This window comes from Pleurocapsa sp. PCC 7319 (assembly GCF_000332195.1).
GTDB lineage: Bacteria > Cyanobacteriota > Cyanobacteriia > Cyanobacteriales > Xenococcaceae > Waterburya.
This window is the reverse complement of record NZ_KB235922.1, coordinates 1,664,080-1,684,902: the sequence shown is the minus strand read 5'-3', so window position 1 is coordinate 1,684,902 and position 20,823 is coordinate 1,664,080. Positions and strand designations below refer to the sequence as shown.

Here is a 20,823-nt window from a genome sequence, read left to right as displayed (position 1 = left end):
AATTAAGATTCAACTACCTCTTAGTATTTGTTAAATAATGTTTTGATATATTTTTAACAATTCATCAACTTGCTTTTTTGTAGTTCTAATCGGAATATTTTGATGTAGCAGTTGTTGATATTTTTGAGGTTCTCGATCAATTTTCTGTAAAATACCTATTAATTCCTCAATATTATCTGGATTAAAGACATCTCCATTTTCGCCTGGAATTAAATCTTCAGACAGTGCACCTTTATTCGATGCCACCACCCATACTCCAGCAGCAGCTGCTTCACGAGTAACTAAACCAAAGCTTTCGGGCCACATCGATGGTGCCATTAGCACATCAATAGTACTGTAAAATTCGTATATTTTCGTTTGTGGAATCTTGGCAATAAATTGAACCGGGGTAGTGCACCATAAATCATGATTCACGGAACCTTCAACTTGCCCATGGGAAATGACAACAACTTCACAGTTTTCCAGTTGAGCTGTTTTCACTGCTTTTTGAAATAGAAAGTATCCTTTGTGTGCTGCCATGCCACCAATATGAGCTAAACGTACTTTACCGCTAGGGGATGGTTTTCTGGCTAAACAAGGCTGGGGGATAATACCGTTACGATTTGGTTGGATTTTAACAATCCCATTACGACGATATATTTCAGTGAAGGCTTCAGATACAGCTAATACAGCACTAGCTTGTTCTAAACGCTGTTTAAGATAGCGTTTACGTTTTAAGGAACTTACAATATCCTTCGTATCGTTAGCAGTCACTACAGGATCGTTTTGTTGATAATTGCATTCAATTCCTTTGTCATTGACCAGAAACTGATAATCGCTTATCCACCAGGCATCATGAACGGTCACTAAGTAAGGTACGTTTAAATCTGCTGCTGCTTCGAGTACTGAGCCTGTTAATCTTTGAATACAGTGAAAATGGATCAAATCGGGCTGATTGAACTCCAGATAGTGAGTAAATATTTCATACATTTTGGGGTTTTCACATTGCCAATCCATTCCCTCCATCATCGGAGAACTAACTTTGGTTACATTAACTCCTTCATAACTATACTCAAGAATTTCATAGGGGTGAGGATTGCCATCATCAGTGGTGAAAACAGAAATTTCGTATTCATCGCCATAATTTGCTTTAAGTACGTCAACATTGTCTTTAACAATGCGGGTCGCTCCACCAATACTTTGTGGAGGATAGAAAACATTGACAATTAAAAGCTTTTTCTTGGTAGTACGAGGTTTGAGTTTGCCTGCTTTGGTTTCTAACTCAATACCAGCCATAACTATGCTTTTGATGTTATCTGCCATGACGGGAATATTATACTCACGCCAAACACGATTGTAAGCCGCTTTAGCGATTTTATGGCGCAGCTGGGAATTAGTAACCAATGACTTCAATTTGACATACCATTCGTTAGTATTACTAGCGATTAAAGCATCAACTCCATCAGTGAGTATTTCTTCATAGGTTTGTGTATTACTAACGATCGAAGGAACTCCCAAACAACCTGCTTCAAACCATTTCAATTCACTTTTACAGTTATTGACTGGGGTTGGTAACAAGACAGCAATATTAATGTCTGCCTGTCTCAGAAATTCCCAGTAAACTGCAACATCTCTGATTAGATTAATCCTATCAATTTGCTCTTGGTAGGGAATTAGTATTTTGGGCAAGGTCAAATATCCCATCAACGTTAGTCGAACCTGGGGGTATTGTTCGAGAATTTTGGCGATCGCTGGTGCCACTAATTTTTCAAAATCAGCATTGTGAGCTTTAGTTCCACTACCGTAGAAAATAGAGACATAATCTCTTTTAATCTTAGGAATATTTAATTGAATAAACTCTGAGTTTAAGCTGTCTAGAGCATTGCGATGAACAAAGCAAGTTTTTTTCGCCACAACCTGCTCTATATGCTTAGCTAATGCTGGAGTTGAGGCAATACCATAATCACATAAAGCCATTGCTTCATTAAACAAGGTAGTTCCTCTTAATAAACCCCGATACTGATCTTCGGAAACTTGACCACCATAACTTTCAATCGGATCTGGATACTCTTTTTCATCAAAGATCAAATCATCAATTTCGTAGAAAACCACCTTGTTAATTGCTTTTGCATATTCAATAGTTTCAATCAAATCCGGTAAGGCTGGCACTCTATAGAAAATCACCGCATGACAAAAGTGAAGCGCGCTTTTGGCTAGCTTCACATCTCGCCAAGGAAAATATTGAACAGCAATCCCCGCGTGTTCTAATTGCTCAATTTTTTGCTCAACTCGATAACGAAGACATTGAGATAAGTGATCGTCAACTACCAGAACTACAGAAGGTTTTTGAGGTATCTCTTTCGCTCCATCAAGTTGAGGAACGTAAGAAAATTCTCGAAATAGTCGAATCGCTTGACGAAAAATAGCACTAGCTTCGGCTCGCTCCTTCTGTTTCAGCAAAATATCACCTTGTGCCAACATCCCATTCCATCGCTTTAACAGGCTATCTTTTAAAGCCCTATAGGGCAGATTAAGGCTAGGATTTAGGTCAATGCTCCGACGATACAATGCGATCGCCTCACTCCATCTTCCTGAATTGTTAAAGGCAACTCCCAAATTGTAGTTTGACCAAAAATAATCTGGATTTAGCTCAATTGCCCGTTGATAAGATACAATTGCATCTTCCCATCTACCAAGCTTCAATTGCACATCTCCTAGGTTATGGTAAGACCAGGAATAACCAGGATTACGAATAATTGATTGTTGATAAGCTTCCACAGCTTCTTCTAGCTTTCCTTGGGCCTGCAGTTTATCTCCCAATTTATACTGAGCTAGCCAATTAGATAGAGGAGTCAACACCAGGGAAATTGGTGCATAGGACGAGCCTTCGTTATTTTGACTCTGATTTAAAGAGGGTGATTGCTGAAATATCTGCTCGAGATGATCTCGAAGTTCTTGACGCTCGGGATAAATTAGCAAACCTTTTTGACATACTGATACCGCTTCACCTAATTCATTACTATCTCGTAAGGCTTTGACTAAATTTACAAATAGTAGTAAGTCATTGGGCCTAATTTCTAAGATTTTATGATAACAAGAGCGAAATGAATCGACCTGTTCGGGATAGAGTTTAGTAGCTTGGTTTACCAGCTTAATTGCCAATTCGATCTTGTCTTGTGCCAGTAAACGTTCGATTAAAGTTAGATAAAGATGAACCGGCTGTTGGGGATTAAGCTTTACTGCTTGACAGTAGCTGTCTGTAACTCCTGCAATATCTTTGTTTTTGTCTTGAGCGGCTCCCAGGTGATAGTAGATTTCAGCTTGCTCTGGATATTGTTTCAGTCCTTGCTGACCAACAGCTATGGCTTCTTCTGCTCGATCTAGATGATTTAGGCGTTCAATTAAAGCGCAGTATACCCAAAAAGGCTGTTGAGGATTCAGCTCGATGGCCTTTAAATAGCTATCAATAGTTTCCTCTATATTACCCTGTCGGTCTTGAATCACTCCCAAACAACGATACATATCTGCTTGTTGGGGATAGAGCTTAATTCCTTGAAGAGAAATCAGAGTAGATTCATGTAACTTGCCTTGCAGTTGATAATAATCCGCTAAGACGCAATAGACCCAAAAAGGCTGATTTTGATCTAATTCAATAGCTTTCTGATAATTGACTATGACATCCAAAACGTTACCTTTGCGATCCTGAACAACTCCCAGAAAACGATATAGAGACGCTGCTTCTGGATACATTTTTAGTCCCGCTTGCACAATTTCAATGGCTTGCTCAAAATGACCTTGAGATTCCAGACATTCAGCCAGATTAGAAAACACCCACAGTGGCTGTTGAGGATCGCGATTTAGCGCCTGACGATAATATTGAATCGCTGCTTCAATTTCACCTCGCTCTTGCAAGCCAGCAGCATGAGAAGAATAATCTACTACTGTTTGTTCTTCTATCATCTTTTCTTCCCTTTGTATCGCAGTTACATGTGATTTTTGGGTAACTAATTGAAACTCGCAAACAACATCATTGTTGCGAGCAAAAAAACGTTTAATAAATAATACGAACAAGTCAAGATTTGCTTGTCCTGCAATTACATAAGCATTAGAATCTCCTAACAACTTAGAATTCTGACCATCCTGACCAAAATAAAGTACTGGTATTGCGAGGTCAACAGTATTATTACGCAAAAAATCTGGCGATTGATCGCCAGATAGTATCGTAAATAAGTCTATAAATTGTAAAAAACACTCTACATCGATAGCTCGAGCAATTATATATAGGTTATTTGAACGCTCTAAAATATATTTAGTATCAAATATGTTTTGTCTAAAGGTTAAAAGTAATACAAATTGGAAATTGGGTAGCTTGGTTGCAGCTAAAGCAAATATGTCGATTTCTGTAGTGTTTTTACAGTCTACATAACCGCAGATAATTGGTCGTTCTAAATTGATTAATTCTCCTTGGTTATTTTGGAGAGTAAGTTGTGACAGCTTCGATTGATAATTATCTTGGACAATGTTCATTTCTCAACTAGTCACCTCAGTGATTAACATTAATAATTATTGATGGCTTTAGACTGAGTTTCAATAAACTTATTGCATAAATCAAAATCTCGGTTATGAAAGGAGTTAGGAGTCAGAAGAATAATATAAGTACTTTAATCGTATAATTTAATTATTGTGTCTCTTTTTGACTAACAGAAACCTATAAAGAGCCTTTTTCTATTCTTAGTGTCTACGCAGCATATACACATCTTGGTTGGCCATCAATCTTCCAGGCATATACTCTAAAAACTTCCATTGCTTTGAAAGATGTTTTTCATACCACGTAGTCTCTGCAAATGCGATCCCCCAATCAGAAGTATTCAAATCTTCCATGCCAGGGAGATTATCGGGATATTGATGAAAGTGATATTGCCACTTTTGCAAACTGAGTAATCGTTCATAAGCCTTTTCTCTTGACATTGATTTTTTTACTTCAGCAAAATGTATAACAGATCGGTAACCATGTGTTGTAAAGATCAAGAAACCACCTGGTCTTATGATACGTGCCATTTCATCAAACCAACGTAATGCTAATAGCTCGCTAAAATGTGACCAAACCGAGATTGCATAAGCACCAGTTAGAGTAGAGTCTGCAAAATTATCCAGCGGTGGTTTTTCATTACTACAAAAGAAATGAATGCCTGGAAAATTTTCACTGGCCCAGTTAATTGATGATTCTCGCGGATCGCATCCATACCACCTTGCATCAGGTAAAAAGCTGTGAAGAATTCTTATCACACGCCCGGACGAACAACCGAAATCTAATACTTGATCTCCAGCTATAATCGCAATATCATGGCGTTGCAAACAATCAATAATCATGTCTGGGCAATAAAAATCCCCGAGCTTTGCTTTATCCCCAGAGACAGAATGTACGCCACTAGGCGGTGAAGCAGCTTTCAATCCTATCTGGCTTAATACTTCTTTTGGAAGATCTGCCAAGGCATTCAATGCCGCAACTTTTTTTTGGTAGCTCATGTTAGCTTGGATCGGATCAACTGATAAATAATTATTGGCTTGAACAATATAATAATCTGTGATAGGTGTGTTGCTCGGTGGTATAAAATAATCTGGTGTACTTTTGTTCTGATTAATGCTTGTACTGAACATAGTAAATATTAGCTCCTAGACAATATGAGTTTATAAATAAACTATTCGGTTTAATGAGCAAAACCTGATAAAAATAAGTATTTTACTTAGGTTTCATAATCATTGAAAGACAGTCATGTTCTGGAAAATGCTTATCACCTTTGCCCCATCCAATTACATGAGATTTAACAACTTTTAATCCTGATTTAAATGCATAATGTCTGAAAAGTTTCTCAGTCATAAAATTACGAGCATGAGGTGCGCGACTAAAATCTCCTTCAGGATTTTTATCAAAGTTTGAATGATGGAGAAAACCATAAGCACCAGGTTTTAAAATACGTTTAAACTCATGTAAGTAAATGCGAACTACATCCGAGTCAAAGTGAATCATGGAGTCAAAGCAAATAATAAAAGAAATAGAATTACTAGCTATATCTTTTATAGTTACTCCATTATTTTTTAAGAGTTTAAGATTAGAGCAATTTTGAAATCTTTCACTACAAAAGTCGATATTTTCTTGTAAAACATCTACCCCAATTACTTGCTCCGAAATTTCTAGCAAAATATTAGTAATACGTCCATGACCAACTGCAAGTTCTAGGACATTGCCATAATCAATAGAAAAATCTTTAATAAAAGGATGAATTATATTTTTCCATTGTTGTGTAGCTATATTCTCTACATTATCGTAGTAAGGAGTATCTACCCATCTCTTGGTTACTTCTGTTAAAGTTTCGACAATTTCATTATTATCTTCTAAATAATGTGGCAAGTTGATTTTCGAATTGGCAACCATAGTTTTATCTCTTATAAATTTTTGAATAATTTGCTCTGTTTTTTCATTGGCAAGTTTTACTAAATTACGCTTGTTAATTGGTATTTTATAAGGTAATTCTGCGGCCTCTCGTATCTGAGAAATATAAGAAAGGTTGTCAACAATATCTTCATAATTAATTTTTAGATAATTAATATTGTTTTCTTTAAAAAAGAGTTCCCATAGAAAATTTTCTCTTGCAATATTGATAATGTGCTTGTTTATATCTTCAGAACAATATTGAACATTTTTATTATAATTGTTGTCGTAACCAATCATGGAATTGCCAGGAGTGAATCGCTCAGACTTACTGGATAAAGCATGGTTGATTCCAGTTTTACTAGACATAAAGCGAGAAACTGCCTGTCGTATTGTTGAGCTTCTTTGAATGTAAACCCAAGTTGCATCGCTAAAATAATCAGCGATACCGCTCCAAAAGTTTTCGCTTTTTTTACCATACCCAAGAGCAACTAAAAAGTTATTAATTTTATTGCAATAGTTGCTCATTAGCTTGACTGAAAAAACGCCACTCTCATTCGTTCCTGTTTGAATAACATTATCTAAAACACGTTGAGAGTCAGAAACACATGTGCTATTAACTAACCCTAGAAAAAGTTCTTCTGGTCGTCCAATTCCATTATTAAGAAAATCATTACAGACGAGAGTAGAACCGCACCTCTGCGTTGCACAAATTATTACTTTTTTGGATTCGACTGCTACGTTATCTAATGTTTGTTGTGTGCTTTGGAAAGGCATATTGTTTGGTTTGTTGCTGTTGAATCTAATGTCATTTAGTTTATAAAAAAATAATTACAAGCAAATTTCTTTGCAAGAATCGGCATCTTTTTTTCCTTGCATATAACCAGCTATACCAGCTATATTTAAGGAACATCGTTTTGCTATTTCTTCATCGCTCAATCCTTGATTTTTTCCCCATTCAATATCGTGACGATTTAATTTATCAAGAATAAATTCTGTAGATAAAGCATTACGGTTAACCATTTCATAACCAAAATATTGATTAAAAAAGTGAGCCTCAACACGAGAACGCTCAAAGATTTCTCGTTCATCATAATCATGAGAATGATAAACAACAGCATTTTTAGAATATGCCGTTGAATAACCCCGATTAATGATATGTTTTGCCCAAAGTTGATCTTCACCATAAACGACATCTGGATAGGGAAACTCTTGCCATACGCTTTTACGGAAACAGGAATTGTTATCGCTATAGAAATGTAAAATTCTTTTTAGAGTTGCTTCGTCTAACCCATAATTACTGGCCTTTAATTGCTTATTAAACACCAAGGGCAAATTGTCATATTTAGCAAAATGATTGTGTAAATCTCGCTTCGTATATGTAGAGGCATCTGGATAGGCAAGATGTCGTCCAAATACTCCCGCAACTTGGGGATAACATTCCAAAAAAACAATTAGGTCATACAGCCAGGTATCATTAACCGGTAAAGCGTCTTGAGTGAGAAATGCTACATATTCGCCCTTTGCCATTTCCGCACCAAGGTTACGAGTTTTACCGTGTCCAAAATCTTTTTTATCTATTTGATGCAGTCTAAATTTTGAGAATTTTTTGACAATTTCTATAGTGTCATCATTTGAGCCGCTATCAATGACAATGACTTCATATTCCCAAGGTAGACATTGGGTACTTAATCGCTGTAAGACCTTCTTAAACAGAGAGCCTCCATTATAAGTAGGAATCACAACACTCACTTTTATCTGAGCAGTTGATTTTGTTGTTGGTATTAAGGGTTGATAAGAAAGTTCTTGAAGACGATCTAAAAATGCTTTCTCAACTAATTTGGCTGATTCTTGCCAAGTAAACTTAGATACCCAATCGAGTGCTTTATTTATCTGCTTTTTGCGAATTTCGTCATTTTCCATGAGGCTAATTACCGCATCAGCAATAGAATGTGGTAAGGGTTTTGCCAGGGTGACAACTCCTTTTTCATAGGTGAGTTGAGTGCTTTCAACGTCTAGGTCAATTACGGGTAATCCACAAGCCATCATTTCCTGTGGTACTAAAGAATAGTTAGTAGAGGAAAAAACAAGACCCAGATCGCATTCTCGATACAGTTCTCCTAGTTTTTTCATCGGCAAAATACCGTGAAAAGAACAGGTAAATGGAGCTTCGGTCAAGTTTAGAGGTTCACCAAAAAAATCGACGTGGATATCTATATGGCGACGGGCAAGAACTTCTAACGCCAGGATGGCTAATTCCACTGCCCTCCTAGAGGTAAAGGTGCGAGCGTAAAGTGCAATTCGCAGACGTTGCTTGTTAAACGGCTTTTGATCTTGTCGAGGATAATAGTAAGTACGATCTGGAGCTAACCAAAAATTACGCGCCCATCTTTGATACCTGTCAGCCATCAATGACTTTAACCATTGACTGGCACAGATACAGTTTAGGTCCTCCTTGTAGGTAGCTTCTGCTGCCAAGTAATGCGAACCCATAGGATAAAACATTGGTTCGTAATCTTGTACAAAATAAAATCTTGTCTTAAATTTACTCATACTCAAGACTGGATAAACCGAACCCCAATCAGTTGCGATCGCAATATCTCCTTCTGCTTGCTCGAATTCACTTTCTACCTGAGTTCGATCCATATCTATATATTTCACCTTGGCTCTTAGGGGTAAGAAGTGCTTGAGAATTAAGGTGAATGCCTCTTCAGAGGTACGAAACGGATGAGGGTTGTGAATCCAAATAGTTTGTTGATGTCCAAACAATTCTAAAAAGCGAATAATCCGAAATATGGTCATGTGACCACCTGCCCCTGGAGCAAAATCGGGAATTATCCAATGTAAATTCAAGCCTATAGCTTTAAAATGCTTGTTTTTAGGCGCTAATGGCACTTTTTCAAAATCGATCATTCCTCTGAGAGCGGAATCTTTAACCACCTCACTTCCTTTAGTTTGATGAGGAATGACATAGTAATGAGGATTTTCTAAATCGTATGCTGGTGCATTACCGATGCCCCGCACACCATTGGCTAATAAATGACCTAGAGGTTCTTGACCCTTATGAAAAAGATGAGGATTTTCTGCTAAATAAGCATCTACAGAAAATTTTGGCGAGGGGTCTTTGCTATTCCGCCAACCTGAATCTACATAGTGGAGTAAAGGATTTGATTTGGTTTCGTTGTGGTTATTTTGCTGATAAAATTCAATATCAAAGTAAGGGTTTGGTTGACAATTTTTTTTCCAGCCTTGAGTTAAAAAGTGTTCTAATGGTTCATTAAAACTGTTTGCTTCAGGATATTGATTGACATACCAATCTTTGAGCCATAACTGAGAGTTTTGAATTTTATGTATTTGCCGTTGTAAAGCTAAATCATGCGATTGGTTCCTAGGCTGTTTGTAAGCAACTTGATCTTGATTTAATGAAAAATCTTGGTAATTGATCTGAGATCTGAGCTGATGATAAAGGGCTAAAGTTTCTTCCCCTGCGCTAGCTGCGATCGCTCCTTCTAAAAGAAGAAAGTTATTAATTTGCAATTGAGAATCATCTAGATAACAATCATGGATCTGCCACACTTGTTGATGATGGTCTTCAGTTAATAGACGACTGTTGGGATTTAACCTAATATCTGGTGTAGTAATTTCGATAGCTTGAGCCCAAAAACCTTCTTGGAACAATGATTTTTGAATTTCAGAATTGTTAAGATAGTTTTTAGCTGGCCTCCAAAAAGTTTCACCTTCAGTGCTTTCTAAGCCAAAAAACAAACGAGTAAAGAACAAAAAACTATCTTTGGCGCCAAAAATCGTACATGATTTTTCAATAAAAATTCTGACTTGTTTTGCTCCTGGCGGACAGACAAGTGTAGTTTTTTGTAAGTCGTAGCCTTGTAAATGTTCTCCCCCACGGCTTTCTGGGCGTTCGGGATTTAAAGTGTGGGAACTTATAGTGCGATTATTCTCATCTAGCCATTCTAGACCAATGCAGCCAAGGCAACGATGATAGCCAAAGTAACCGCTTAAAACATAAGGATGATTTGGCAACAATGGGAACGGCGTAACAGCATCTTTATTCGTATAGATGCGAAATCGATCAGTTTTTTTTTCTCTAGTTGCAATACTATATAGATAGGCACAGTTACCATTTTTTAGACGAGTGCTATCACTAAAGTTAAGTCGAGCCTCATTAATTTTGTGCCAACCTTGATATCCATTGGCAAAATCGGAATTAAGTAGTAGATTTTCGCCTTTGAGTAACTTATCTTGCAAAGATTTTAAGTTGCTAATCCTACCAAATCTGCCAGTAATGGTCTGATTATTTTGGTCAATTATTTTTACTCTTCCTGACTGTGGCCAACGCACGATAGCCACAGCCCTATATATATCGAGTGCTAGTATCCTATCTATCGCCTCTTCCTTAACTGTTAACTTACCTGTAATATTTTCCTGTGATTTTAATGCTATTCCTTCAGCTTCAGAGTTTTCAATTGCAAGTGTTATTTCTGGATACTGAGATACCCCTCTTGGAAGAGGAGCGATACCTACAGTAGTGTTGTCACTAGTCCGAGACAAATAGGTACTTAACTTAAATGCATTTGGGGAATAGGGAATATATGCGGAGAAGGAATCACCCAAAACACCAAAATAAAGGTTAGTGAAAAATAAAAAGCTTGAATTTACACTAACATCATGACCATGATACTCTCCCAGACTAATAGTCAACTCAATTTTGATCGTATCGTGGGGTAGGTCGAACGACCATTGATGATAAGCATAATCATTTAATTGAGTGCCGCCACGAAATATATTAGATTGAGGAACAATATAACTAAGAGACTGAGATTTCTGATTTGATTCATTAATCGGTGTTAGTCTCACAATCCCCTGTGTTCTGTGAGTACCAAAAAAACCTGAGAATCTGAAAGGCAGGCTAGCATCAACAATTGGTATGATAGTACTGATACTAATATTGCTAGCATTTGAAACGTGTAAATAAGCAGTGTGACCATCTTCTAACGTCCACTCAGGACGAAAGTCAATTCCAAACGAACCTTTGCCTGGGCCGCTTTTATTTACAGTCCAATATTTACAGTCTGTTTCTGTCTGAAATTCAAAACAGGGATTGGGTAATAAATTACATTCTGCTAATAGTGCTAATAATTCTTCAGCATAAGCTACTTTATCGTCATACCAATTAAGATTAATATTAGAAATTTTTTTTTGCTTATCGGCTATTACAAATCTGGAATTTACGTTTGTTTCTTCATTGTTGGGAATAACCCAAATTTTTCCATTACATACTCCAGACTGAATTGTATTCATACCTATCTTAATCTTGCTTAATGGCACGATTGAATAATGCCGCTCTAATCGCTCAAAATGCTAACACAAGAAAAATAATGTGCCAATATGTAACAGTAATTATCAATTTATAAACAGTTTATCTGACTAGATAGTCTCAGTATATTTACTAGTTGCGAAATAAAAAACTTCCTAATATAATCGGTTTCAAAAAGCATTTTTAAAGAAAAAAAATAGCGTCACCTCGATTTCATCTCTCAACTTTTGGGTTTATTTAGTATCAAATCGAGCCATTAATTCAATCACAATATGGAAATAATTATAGATTCTCAAACAATTCCCATCAGAGATGCAACCTTTTCCGAAAATCAAAACGGCTTAGACAGATTAGTAGAAATAAAAGACGAATCAAAAATACAATTGCATCCTTGTGAAGAAACCGAAACTATTGCTATTTTGCCTTATGCAGTGCCTCAGTATACTACTGTAATCAAAGCTTTAGTTTGTACTGAAAATGAACATGCTTCAGAAATTGAGTACGCCATGGCTGTAATTGAAATTAATAGCGACGTGGAGGCACGATATGCAATTACTCATACTGAATATGCTCTATATCATTCAGGTTGGCACCGGGTAGATAAAAACGAAATTTATGAAATTGTATTAGAGCTGCTAGATGTTGCCAGTCAGAATCACCATTTAGTAATAGCTACTCGTTTGCCCGAGAATAGCCATAGGGAATATGCTTGGGCGAGATGGATAGATTTTCAATTTATCTTTTCTGAGGCAGCAGAGTCCTCGTCATTGACCGCAACTAAAAAATTATTTTTTTCTCATCAAGAAAATCATCAAAATCATTTAGACTCACCACAATTATTTAAAGAAAAAAAGCAAGTTGATACGATCATTAGCTTTGACCGTGACAAATGTAACGGTGTGAATAGTTACGGTCATTCAGACCTATCATTAGAATCCATCAGTAAATTAGAAAAATCTCTAAACAAATCTAAACTCAATCATGAAGTTCGTTTGATTGCTTTTTACCTTCCTCAATTTCATCCAATTCCAGAAAACGATCAGTGGTGGGGGAATGGTTTTACCGAGTGGATCAATGTGACCAAGGCTAAACCTTGGTTTCAAGGTCATTATCAACCTCATCTACCTGCAGACTTAGGATTTTATGATCTGCGACTGGCTGAAGTCAGAGAAGCTCAAGCCAAACTAGCTCAAAACTATGGCATTTATGGATTTTGCTACTATTACTATTGGTTTAATGGAAAACGTCTTTTAGAACGTCCTTTAGACGCAATTTTAGAGAGTCAAAAACCTAATTTTCCCTTCTGTATTTGTTGGGCAAATGAAAACTGGACGAGAAGTTGGGATGGTAAAGAAACCGATATTTTAATGGCTCAAGAATACACTCCAGAAAGTCTAGAAGCTTTTGCTGCGAGTGTAGTTCCCTACCTGTTGGATTCACGTTACATCAAAGTTAACAACAAGCCAATGTTATTAATTTACAGGATTAGTCATATTCCTAATCCGTCCGAAGTAATTGTTAAGTGGCGCCAGATGTTTCGTGATCGCGGTGTGGGCGAAGTTCATATTGCAGGAGTTTTGGGGTTTGGTCTGAAAGATCCAGTGGCTTTGGGTTGCGACTCTGGAGTACAGTTTCCACCGAATAGTTTGTGCGTTAAAGAATTAGAGCCTCCTGGTTTGGAAAATCAGGATTTTCCCGGTCACGCCTATGATTATGAGTATGCTGTTCAGCAATCATTGGAAGAGAGCTTACCTGACAATATTTTTCCTGGGGTGATGCCCTCCTGGGACAATACAGCTCGTAGACAAGAAAAAGGAACAATTTGGCTCAACTCTAGTCCTGATAAGTATAAATTGTGGTTACAAGGAGCAATTAAAAAAGTCAATCGTCGCCAAAAAGATGAACAAATTGTCTTTATCAATGCTTGGAATGAGTGGGCTGAAGGAGCACATTTGGAACCAGACCATTTTTACGGTCACGCTTATCTTAATGCAACTAGGGAAGCTTTACTAAAGCAAAGCGATTGGAAAAGCTTGGTTAATTTACTAAAAACCATGGTCGTAAATGATACTAGCCTCTTAGAAAATCTTCTAGATGAACTCGAACAGGCGATCTCTACAGAAAAACCAAGTTCTCACGATTTAATTCATTTTTTAAAAGATGAAACTATCTATATTGAGGATATCGCTGCGGTTCAATTTAGTGATTCGCCAGAGAGTTCCTTCAAAGTAATTTCTCATTTAGAATTTCCTCAGGCTGGTACCTGTATTTACTCTCAAGGTGCATTGAACGTTAAAGGATGGGTTCAAAGCTTTCCTCATCAGCCTGTTGCCATTGAATTAATTGCTAATGATACTTTACTCAAACAAATTCCAGTTAATTTATTTCGTCAGGACGTTGCTCATTATCATATAGGATATCAGTGCAAATACAACGGATTTAATAGTCATGTAGTTTTAGATCGACAAAAATTATTCAATCTGGCTGACTCTGTAGATATTAGCTTGCGTTTAGTTCTCAGTAATAGCTCTACAGTTTTACTCAATACGATTAAAGTTAAAAATAGTAATGATGTCTTGAAGAAGTGCAGTAAAACCCTGAATATCAGCGATAAAGCTGCAGCAATCATAAGACAACTAGAAAAGAGAATAAATTCGAGACCAAGCTTATTTATCCTTCATGATATAGCTTCTGCAGGAGCACAACTATTTTTAGTCAGGTTGTTAGAGTGGATACAAGCGAATCAACCCGATCTGGAAATCGAAATTTTAATTAATATTGCCCGAGAACAAGTACAGGATTATGGCATTCAAGGCAAATTTGTCTTAGACAGACTCAATGATTGTGGCAAAACTTATTTTATTGATTCTGGGACTAATTTACCAGAAAATATTGCTAATATTCAAAGTGATAAATATAGCTGTATATATGTTAATACCAGCACTTTAGGAGATTTATTAGATGCAGTTGGTTTGATTCCATCTCCCGTAATTGTTCATATTCATGAACTAACTTTTTGGATTAAATATCGTCTTGGTCTAGATAAGTTTAATAAGTTACTGAAATATAATCCGCGTTTTATTGCTTGTTCTAACGCAGTTAAGCATAATTTGATGGAAACCTGTAAAGTGCCGGCTGAACAAATTGAAGTAATCCATGCTTTTGTCCCTACCGATAGCTTGATAAAAAGTAAAGTTAAAACTAAAAAGGAAGCTAGGCGGGAATTGAATATCGATCTTGATACTTTTGTAATTGCCAGTTGTGGAACATTAGATTGGCGCAAGGGAGCGGATTTATTGATTCCTTTAGCGGTTTTACTCAAGGAAAAACTGCCAACGCAAAAATTCGTCTTCTTATGGGTAGGAGATTGGCAAAACGAATTATCTAAAGCGGAAATGGAATTTGTGATCGCCAAAGCCAAACTTCAAGATCATCTATTGCTGACAGGCTATAAAAAAGATCCGATTAACTATCTTGAGGCAGGAAACATATTTTTGCTGCTTTCGAGAGAAGATCCATTTCCTCTAGTTATGTCTGAAGCTGCTATCTGCAAACTGCCCATAGTTGGCTTTGAGGGATCTGGAGGAGTAACAGAATTTGTAGAATCAGAAGCTGGTCTTACAGTACCCTACTTGAACCTTAATTCTATGGCAGATGCCATCTCCTATCTGTTTGACTCTCCCAAACTAGTAGAGAAAATGGGCAACAATGCCTATAAAAAAGTTTTTGAGCTTTACAGCGAAGATGTTTTAGCTCCCAAAATCTTGGCTCTAATTAATCAAATGAGTCAGAAAAACAGCTATACACCTTAATTTTTTACCCTTGAACTAGATCTTAGCTTAAAAATTATGACAAGCAATATCGCAACTGTAACTGATCAAGACTGGTTTGACTTAGTATGTAAAAGCCAACATCAAGAAGTTATCTTTAACGGCTCGAAGATGCCTCAATTTCCTGATGAAGCTTTGCAAATATCTACAACAGGTTCTTCTGGAGAACAAACTTTAAAAAAAGCTTTTGACTTTTATCAAGTATGCAAAGAGAAGTTTTCATCTATGGATATTCCTCTCTCCAGTCAGAGTAAATTGCTCGATTTTGGTGCAGGTTGGGGTCGGATAGCTAGATTTTTTATCCGAGAAGTTCCTTTAGACAAAATTTACGGACTCGATGTTCAACAACAGTTTGTTGATTTGTGTAATAACACTTTTGACAACAATAATTTTGCTAAATCTGCTCCTTTTCCACCATCTTCTCTCTCTGATAGTCAATTTAGCCATATTGTTGGTTATTCTGTATTTTCCCATTTATCAGAAAAAGCTTGTCGTGCCTGGATAGAAGAATTCTACCGTTTGCTTCAACCAGGAGGAGTAATTGCTATGACAACCAGAGCCAAGGTATTTTTGAGTTACTGTGAAAGCCTTAAAACCCAGAATCCCTCAGGTTATGCGAAGGCTTTAAGCTGCTTATTTCCAGATTTTGCTCAGGCAAAAACAGCTTATGACCAAGGCAAATTTTTACATTCTAATAGCCATGATTTGACTGGCGGAGGAGAGTTGACTGGAGACTTTTATGGGGAAACATTTATTCCCCATAAGTATGCTGCTGAAGCTTACTCTGATTTATTTGAACTACACGAATTCTATCTGTCTCAAAGCGATCCCATTGCCATTATATTTTTGAAAAGTAAAAAATAAACTTTGTTAAGTAATGCCACCACTCAAGTCCGACACCCTTAATAATCTTCCTTTCAATTAGGAAATAGTAAACATGGCTAAAGTTTCTGTAATTGTTCCCAATTACAATCACGCTTCTTACTTGAAACAAAGGCTTGATTCTATTTATCAGCAAACATATCAAGATTTTGAAGTTATCTTACTTGATGATTGTTCTAATGATAATAGTCGCGAAATCTTACAGTCTTATGCAGACATGATGCCCAATACTACTTTTGCTCCTAATCAAAGTAATAGTGGATCGGTTTTTCGTCAGTGGCGCAAGGGAGTAGAGCTATCTCAAGGAGAATATATTTGGATTGCCGAATCTGATGACTATGCTTCATCCTTTTTCTTAAAGAGATTAGTGGAGATTATGGAGCGATGGCCCAATGTAGGATTGGCTTATACTCAGTCTTGGATGGTGGATGTTCAAGGTCATATTTTGGGAGATGCTAACTGTTGGACAAATGACCTTCACCATCGGCGTTGGCATCAGGATTTCATTAACTCTGGACGAGATGAAATTGTTAAATACATCACCGTCAAAAATACTATTCCCAATGCCAGTGCGGTACTAATTCGCAAACAAGCATTGAAAGCTAGTGGCGGAATTATTACTCACCCATTTAGATTATGTGGTGACTGGCTGCAATGGATCAAAATATTGGCACAGTCTGATATTGCTTTTATCTCTGACGCGCTCAATTTTTGGCGACAAAAGAGTTCCAATGCACGTATTGCTAGTGCAGGAACTTTAGAGTGGATTGAGGGAGAACAAGTTCTCAGCCAAGGATGCAATTTACTTGGCTTGCCTGAAGCACAGACTAATAAGATTTTGCTTCACTTTCTTAAACAGTGTTGGCAATGGCAAAAAGATTACATAGATCAACTATCATAATGGAGCAAGTTTAATGACAGAGCAACTACTTGATAGTACTGTTCAAAATCGCCAATCATTAGCAGTAGCAGAGATAATTCGTCTGCCGATTAACCAGGATATTTTTCATGGTTACAACATTGGCGAACCTACTAAAGGATTATTTATAGTTAATTCTCGTTTGATGATTTCTGGCTGGGTCGTTGGTAAAACAGCAGTAAAATCTGTTGAAGTAGTTTGCAAGAATCGGGTACTCCAAAAAATACCGACTTCCTATCATCGCGGTGACTTGAGTAAGCTTTATGGTGATTTAGCTAAGGAACAAAAAACAAGTTTTGGTTTTCGTGATGAAATTGTCTTAGACCCAAATCAAATTGAAAATGAATTAACTATCAACGCTGTTTTTGGAGATGGAAAGCGTGTTCCCATCATAATTGTCAAATTAGAAAGAGTTAGCACAGAAGACTTATTAACTTCTAATTTAGCTCCAGATTTTATGGTTATCGGAGCGATGAAAGCAGCCACTTCTGCTATATATAGCTATTTAGTCAAGCATCCTCAGGTTATTCAGCGTGCGCCCAAAGAAATTCATTATTTCTCCTATCACTACGATAAAGGCTTGGAATGGTATCTGTCCCACTTTACGAGAAAAAAAGAAGTCTCTGGAAACAAAAATTACTTAATCGGGGAAGCTAGTCCTAGTTATTTGCATGTAAAGCACGTTCCAAAAAGAGTTAAAGAACATTTTCCATATACAAAACTGATCGTATGTTTGCGTAATCCAACAGAAAGAGCAATCTCTCAGTATTACCATCATGTTAATCGAGTAGGGGATGAAACCAGAACCATTGAAGAAGTTTTTAGTGAAGCAGAAATCAATAGAGTTTTAGATTTACCACCTGATATTAAACATGATACCAAGAAAATAAGTAATCAGATTGAAAAATATGGCAATACTTTGCTATATCTCTGGTTAGGTGAATATGTCGATCAAATTAAAAACTGGCTGGATTTTTTTCCCGCAGAACAGATTTTAGTTTTGCAATATGAAGACTTGCAAAATCAATCTCAGAAGTTTATTGAAAAATTATTTTCATTTCTAGATTTAAATGACAATTTACCTAGAGAAGTGAGCAAAATTTATGCAAGTAAATACCCAGTTGCATCTACATCAGTCGTACAAAGATTAGATAACTATTACGGTTCTTATAATGAAGCCCTTGATGTTCTTCTAAAGAGGAACTCTAGTTTAATTAAATAAGTTAAGTCAAATATTAAATAGGAATTAGCAGTTGTTTTTTAAATAAACAACCTCAATAAAAATGCCTGTAATTGCAATTGAAATTGTTGATTTGATTAGCAAGAAAGTGATGAAAATCATTCCACTTGAAAAGCGTCCAGATGTCGCTCTTGTCTATCCAAATATTGAAAATTCTGAAATGAGTGGCTTTTCAGCGAAATTAACTGAAATCTTAATCGGAATAGAATCAGGTGTTTCTAGTTACAAACTTTTATTACAGTCAATATTGTCAAACCAACAGAAAATACCGATGAAAATATTGGAGTTTAAAAAAATAAATAGTTAATTAATTGCAATCAATTAATTCTATTAGCATCAACCTAATAATCAGTATAATAATCCATAAATGCCTAACATTATCGAAAATAAAGGATACTGCCATACTTGCGATCGCGAAGTAACATTCTCTGCTAAAAGAGACTGGCTAAGAGATTGGTATGTTTGCAGTAACTGCAATTCCATTCCTAGAGAGCGAGCCTTGATGTATTGTATTGAAAAATATTATCCTAATTGGAGACAATTAAGTATTCATGAATCGTCTCCTGGAGGAAGAGGTGCTAGCGTAAAACTACAGGAAAACAATGAAAAATATATTGGTACTCATTATTTTCCTGAGCTTAAGCCTGGAGAGATTCATACTACAGGCTGGAGAAATGAGAATTTAGAAAACCAAACTTTTGCAGACGAGAGTTTCGATCTAGTCATCAGTCAAGACGTCATGGAGCATATTTTCCATCCCGATCAAGCTTTTGCAGAAATTGCACGAACTTTAAAACCAGGAGGGGCTCACATCTTCACAGTACCAATTATCAATAAAAACAATCCCACGGAGGTATGGGCTTGCCTTAACGAGGATGGGACAATTAACCATATTGGGGAACCTGAATATCATGGAAATCCAGTAGATGCTAAGGGAGCGTTAGTAACTATGCACTGGGGTTATGATATCTGTGATTACATTCAAAAACATAGTGGACTATATACTACGATGGTAGATATTGATGATTTGTCTTTAGGTATTAGGGCAGAATATATAGAAGTTTTAGTTAGTAGAAAATCTCCATAATTCATAATTTTCGAAATTAGTCTGGCAAATTTCACTTGATGAGCAAAAAAGCTGACTGGTTAATGAGAAGCTGAAAATAAATATTTTTGAGCTTTCTTGTCCATGTTGATCGTTACCCCTGTTTATAATCAACGGTTAAGTCTGCTGCATCAACATATTCAATATCAAGATTTACGTCATTTGAAAGCATTAGCTTGGATGATTAATGCCTTGCTCTGTAGCGGGTAATAACTTTACTATTCAGTCAAGTGATCGCTTTTCAAGATCAAATGTTTTGCATACCTAATTTCATACCCAATAGATTTTTTACCCTTTAATCCAGCAGTCGTATGGTAGCTTTACAATTTAGTCAGGCGATCGCATTCTCTTTATAAAACATATGAGTAAAGCGATCGGCAAACTATGAGCCAACTTTATCGCACAATAACTTGATTTCCTAAACAAGCAAGCGAATCAATTGGGAATTGCAGTAGGGCGTTCGTATATACGATCAATACTATAATTGAGAAATATAAATACTAATTAAATATGCCTCAAGAACTCAACCCAGAACAAAGATTAACGCAAATCGAAAAGATTTTAGAATCAGCAATCAAACTTAGCCATACCAACACAGCTAACATTAATGCTAATAGTGAAGCGATCAATCGAATCGGTCAAAAAGTTGAAGCGAATACTGAAGTAATTGCTGCCCAAGACACCAAAATAGATCGGTTGACCGAACAAATGGGGCGTGCCACAGAGATGTTTGTTGATTCAATAAGCGTAATACGAACCATGCAAACCAATATCGAAACAATACAAAGCGAAATTAGAGGTTTGCAAGTAGAAAATCGCCGTATTTTGGATCGTCTTTTTGGTGAAGAGAACCCATAATCAAGGGTTTAGAGGGTGTATGGATTCAGTTTAGCTAGCTTCTATCGAGCGATCGCTTTGACAGGTAAAAAACGGACAAGCGCAAGCTCCCCTCATTCATGGAAGATAAGCTAATTCGGCAGATAAATCTGCCAGTAACTAAAGATGCGAGCGACTATTGAATATTGAACAGGGAGTTTTGAAGCAATGTATCAACAAATCTAACAAATGCGATCGCTAATAAAAAATAGAAAAACTGCGGAATT

At 36.6% G+C, this 20,823-nt stretch carries 12 protein-coding genes; 8 read left to right on the top strand and 4 right to left on the bottom strand.

Features of this window, described 5'->3' with window-relative positions:
* Positions 1-30 precede the first annotated feature (30 nt).
* From PLEUR7319_RS38050 to PLEUR7319_RS38040, 4 genes are all read right to left on the bottom strand, one after another.
* The gene (locus PLEUR7319_RS38050; protein ID WP_019505376.1) at positions 31-4,506 is read right to left on the bottom strand and encodes a tetratricopeptide repeat protein; all 4,476 of its coding nucleotides are present in this window, start codon (positions 4,504-4,506) and stop codon (positions 31-33) included.
* 204 nt (positions 4,507-4,710) lie between these two features.
* On the bottom strand, positions 4,711-5,637 hold the full coding sequence (locus tag PLEUR7319_RS0111510; RefSeq protein ID WP_019505375.1) for a class I SAM-dependent methyltransferase: 927 nt from the start codon (positions 5,635-5,637) through the stop codon (positions 4,711-4,713).
* A gap of 82 nt (positions 5,638-5,719) precedes the next feature.
* The gene (locus PLEUR7319_RS38045) at positions 5,720-7,186 is read right to left on the bottom strand and encodes a Stf0 family sulfotransferase (RefSeq protein ID WP_019505374.1); all 1,467 of its coding nucleotides are present in this window, start codon (positions 7,184-7,186) and stop codon (positions 5,720-5,722) included.
* A gap of 54 nt (positions 7,187-7,240) precedes the next feature.
* On the bottom strand, positions 7,241-11,728 hold the full coding sequence (locus tag PLEUR7319_RS38040; RefSeq protein WP_019505373.1) for a glycosyltransferase: 4,488 nt from the start codon (positions 11,726-11,728) through the stop codon (positions 7,241-7,243).
* Between the two features lie 288 nt (positions 11,729-12,016).
* Between PLEUR7319_RS38040 and PLEUR7319_RS38860 the strand changes: the two genes are divergently transcribed.
* From PLEUR7319_RS38860 to PLEUR7319_RS0111460, 8 genes are all read left to right on the top strand, one after another.
* Entirely contained in the window at positions 12,017-15,556 is a 3,540-nt protein-coding gene (locus PLEUR7319_RS38860) for a DUF6212 domain-containing protein (protein WP_019505372.1), read from the top strand.
* Between the two features lie 36 nt (positions 15,557-15,592).
* Positions 15,593-16,438, top strand: coding sequence for a class I SAM-dependent methyltransferase (locus PLEUR7319_RS0111490; protein ID WP_019505371.1), 846 nt, complete (start codon positions 15,593-15,595; stop codon positions 16,436-16,438).
* 73 nt (positions 16,439-16,511) lie between these two features.
* Positions 16,512-17,357: a glycosyltransferase family A protein gene (locus PLEUR7319_RS35010; protein ID WP_019505370.1), complete on the top strand. Its 846-nt coding sequence runs from the start codon at positions 16,512-16,514 to the stop codon at positions 17,355-17,357.
* 13 nt (positions 17,358-17,370) lie between these two features.
* Positions 17,371-18,597, top strand: coding sequence for a sulfotransferase domain-containing protein (locus PLEUR7319_RS38035; RefSeq protein WP_019505369.1), 1,227 nt, complete (start codon positions 17,371-17,373; stop codon positions 18,595-18,597).
* 61 nt (positions 18,598-18,658) lie between these two features.
* Positions 18,659-18,922, top strand: a complete 264-nt coding sequence (locus tag PLEUR7319_RS0111475; protein WP_019505368.1) for a hypothetical protein — start codon at positions 18,659-18,661, stop codon at positions 18,920-18,922.
* A 60-nt stretch (positions 18,923-18,982) separates the two neighbouring features.
* Entirely contained in the window at positions 18,983-19,702 is a 720-nt protein-coding gene (locus PLEUR7319_RS0111470) for a class I SAM-dependent methyltransferase (protein ID WP_019505367.1), read from the top strand.
* A 102-nt stretch (positions 19,703-19,804) separates the two neighbouring features.
* Positions 19,805-19,930 carry a hypothetical protein gene (locus PLEUR7319_RS43105; RefSeq protein ID WP_256380631.1) on the top strand — a complete coding sequence of 42 codons (126 nt, stop codon included), beginning with the start codon at positions 19,805-19,807 and terminating at the stop codon, positions 19,928-19,930.
* A 300-nt stretch (positions 19,931-20,230) separates the two neighbouring features.
* A complete protein-coding gene (locus tag PLEUR7319_RS0111460) occupies positions 20,231-20,578 on the top strand; it encodes a hypothetical protein (RefSeq protein WP_019505366.1) in 348 nt (115 codons plus the stop codon).
* Positions 20,579-20,823: the final 245 nt, after the last annotated feature.

What these genes read in the sequence shown, in the direction of transcription:
- PLEUR7319_RS38045 (WP_019505374.1), bottom strand. Translation starts at nt 7,186, where the DNA reads ATGCCTTTCCAAAGCACACAACAAACATTAGATAACGTAGCAGTCGAA.
- PLEUR7319_RS43105 (WP_256380631.1), top strand. Translation starts at nt 19,805, where the DNA reads ATGTTGATCGTTACCCCTGTTTATAATCAACGGTTAAGTCTGCTGCAT.
- PLEUR7319_RS0111490 (WP_019505371.1), top strand. Translation starts at nt 15,593, where the DNA reads ATGACAAGCAATATCGCAACTGTAACTGATCAAGACTGGTTTGACTTA.
- PLEUR7319_RS38860 (WP_019505372.1), top strand. Translation starts at nt 12,017, where the DNA reads ATGGAAATAATTATAGATTCTCAAACAATTCCCATCAGAGATGCAACC.
- PLEUR7319_RS38040 (WP_019505373.1), bottom strand. Translation starts at nt 11,728, where the DNA reads ATGAATACAATTCAGTCTGGAGTATGTAATGGAAAAATTTGGGTTATT.
- PLEUR7319_RS0111475 (WP_019505368.1), top strand. Translation starts at nt 18,659, where the DNA reads ATGCCTGTAATTGCAATTGAAATTGTTGATTTGATTAGCAAGAAAGTG.
- PLEUR7319_RS35010 (WP_019505370.1), top strand. Translation starts at nt 16,512, where the DNA reads ATGGCTAAAGTTTCTGTAATTGTTCCCAATTACAATCACGCTTCTTAC.
- PLEUR7319_RS0111460 (WP_019505366.1), top strand. Translation starts at nt 20,231, where the DNA reads ATGCCTCAAGAACTCAACCCAGAACAAAGATTAACGCAAATCGAAAAG.
- PLEUR7319_RS0111510 (WP_019505375.1), bottom strand. Translation starts at nt 5,637, where the DNA reads ATGTTCAGTACAAGCATTAATCAGAACAAAAGTACACCAGATTATTTT.
- PLEUR7319_RS38035 (WP_019505369.1), top strand. Translation starts at nt 17,371, where the DNA reads ATGACAGAGCAACTACTTGATAGTACTGTTCAAAATCGCCAATCATTA.
- PLEUR7319_RS38050 (WP_019505376.1), bottom strand. Translation starts at nt 4,506, where the DNA reads ATGAACATTGTCCAAGATAATTATCAATCGAAGCTGTCACAACTTACT.
- PLEUR7319_RS0111470 (WP_019505367.1), top strand. Translation starts at nt 18,983, where the DNA reads ATGCCTAACATTATCGAAAATAAAGGATACTGCCATACTTGCGATCGC.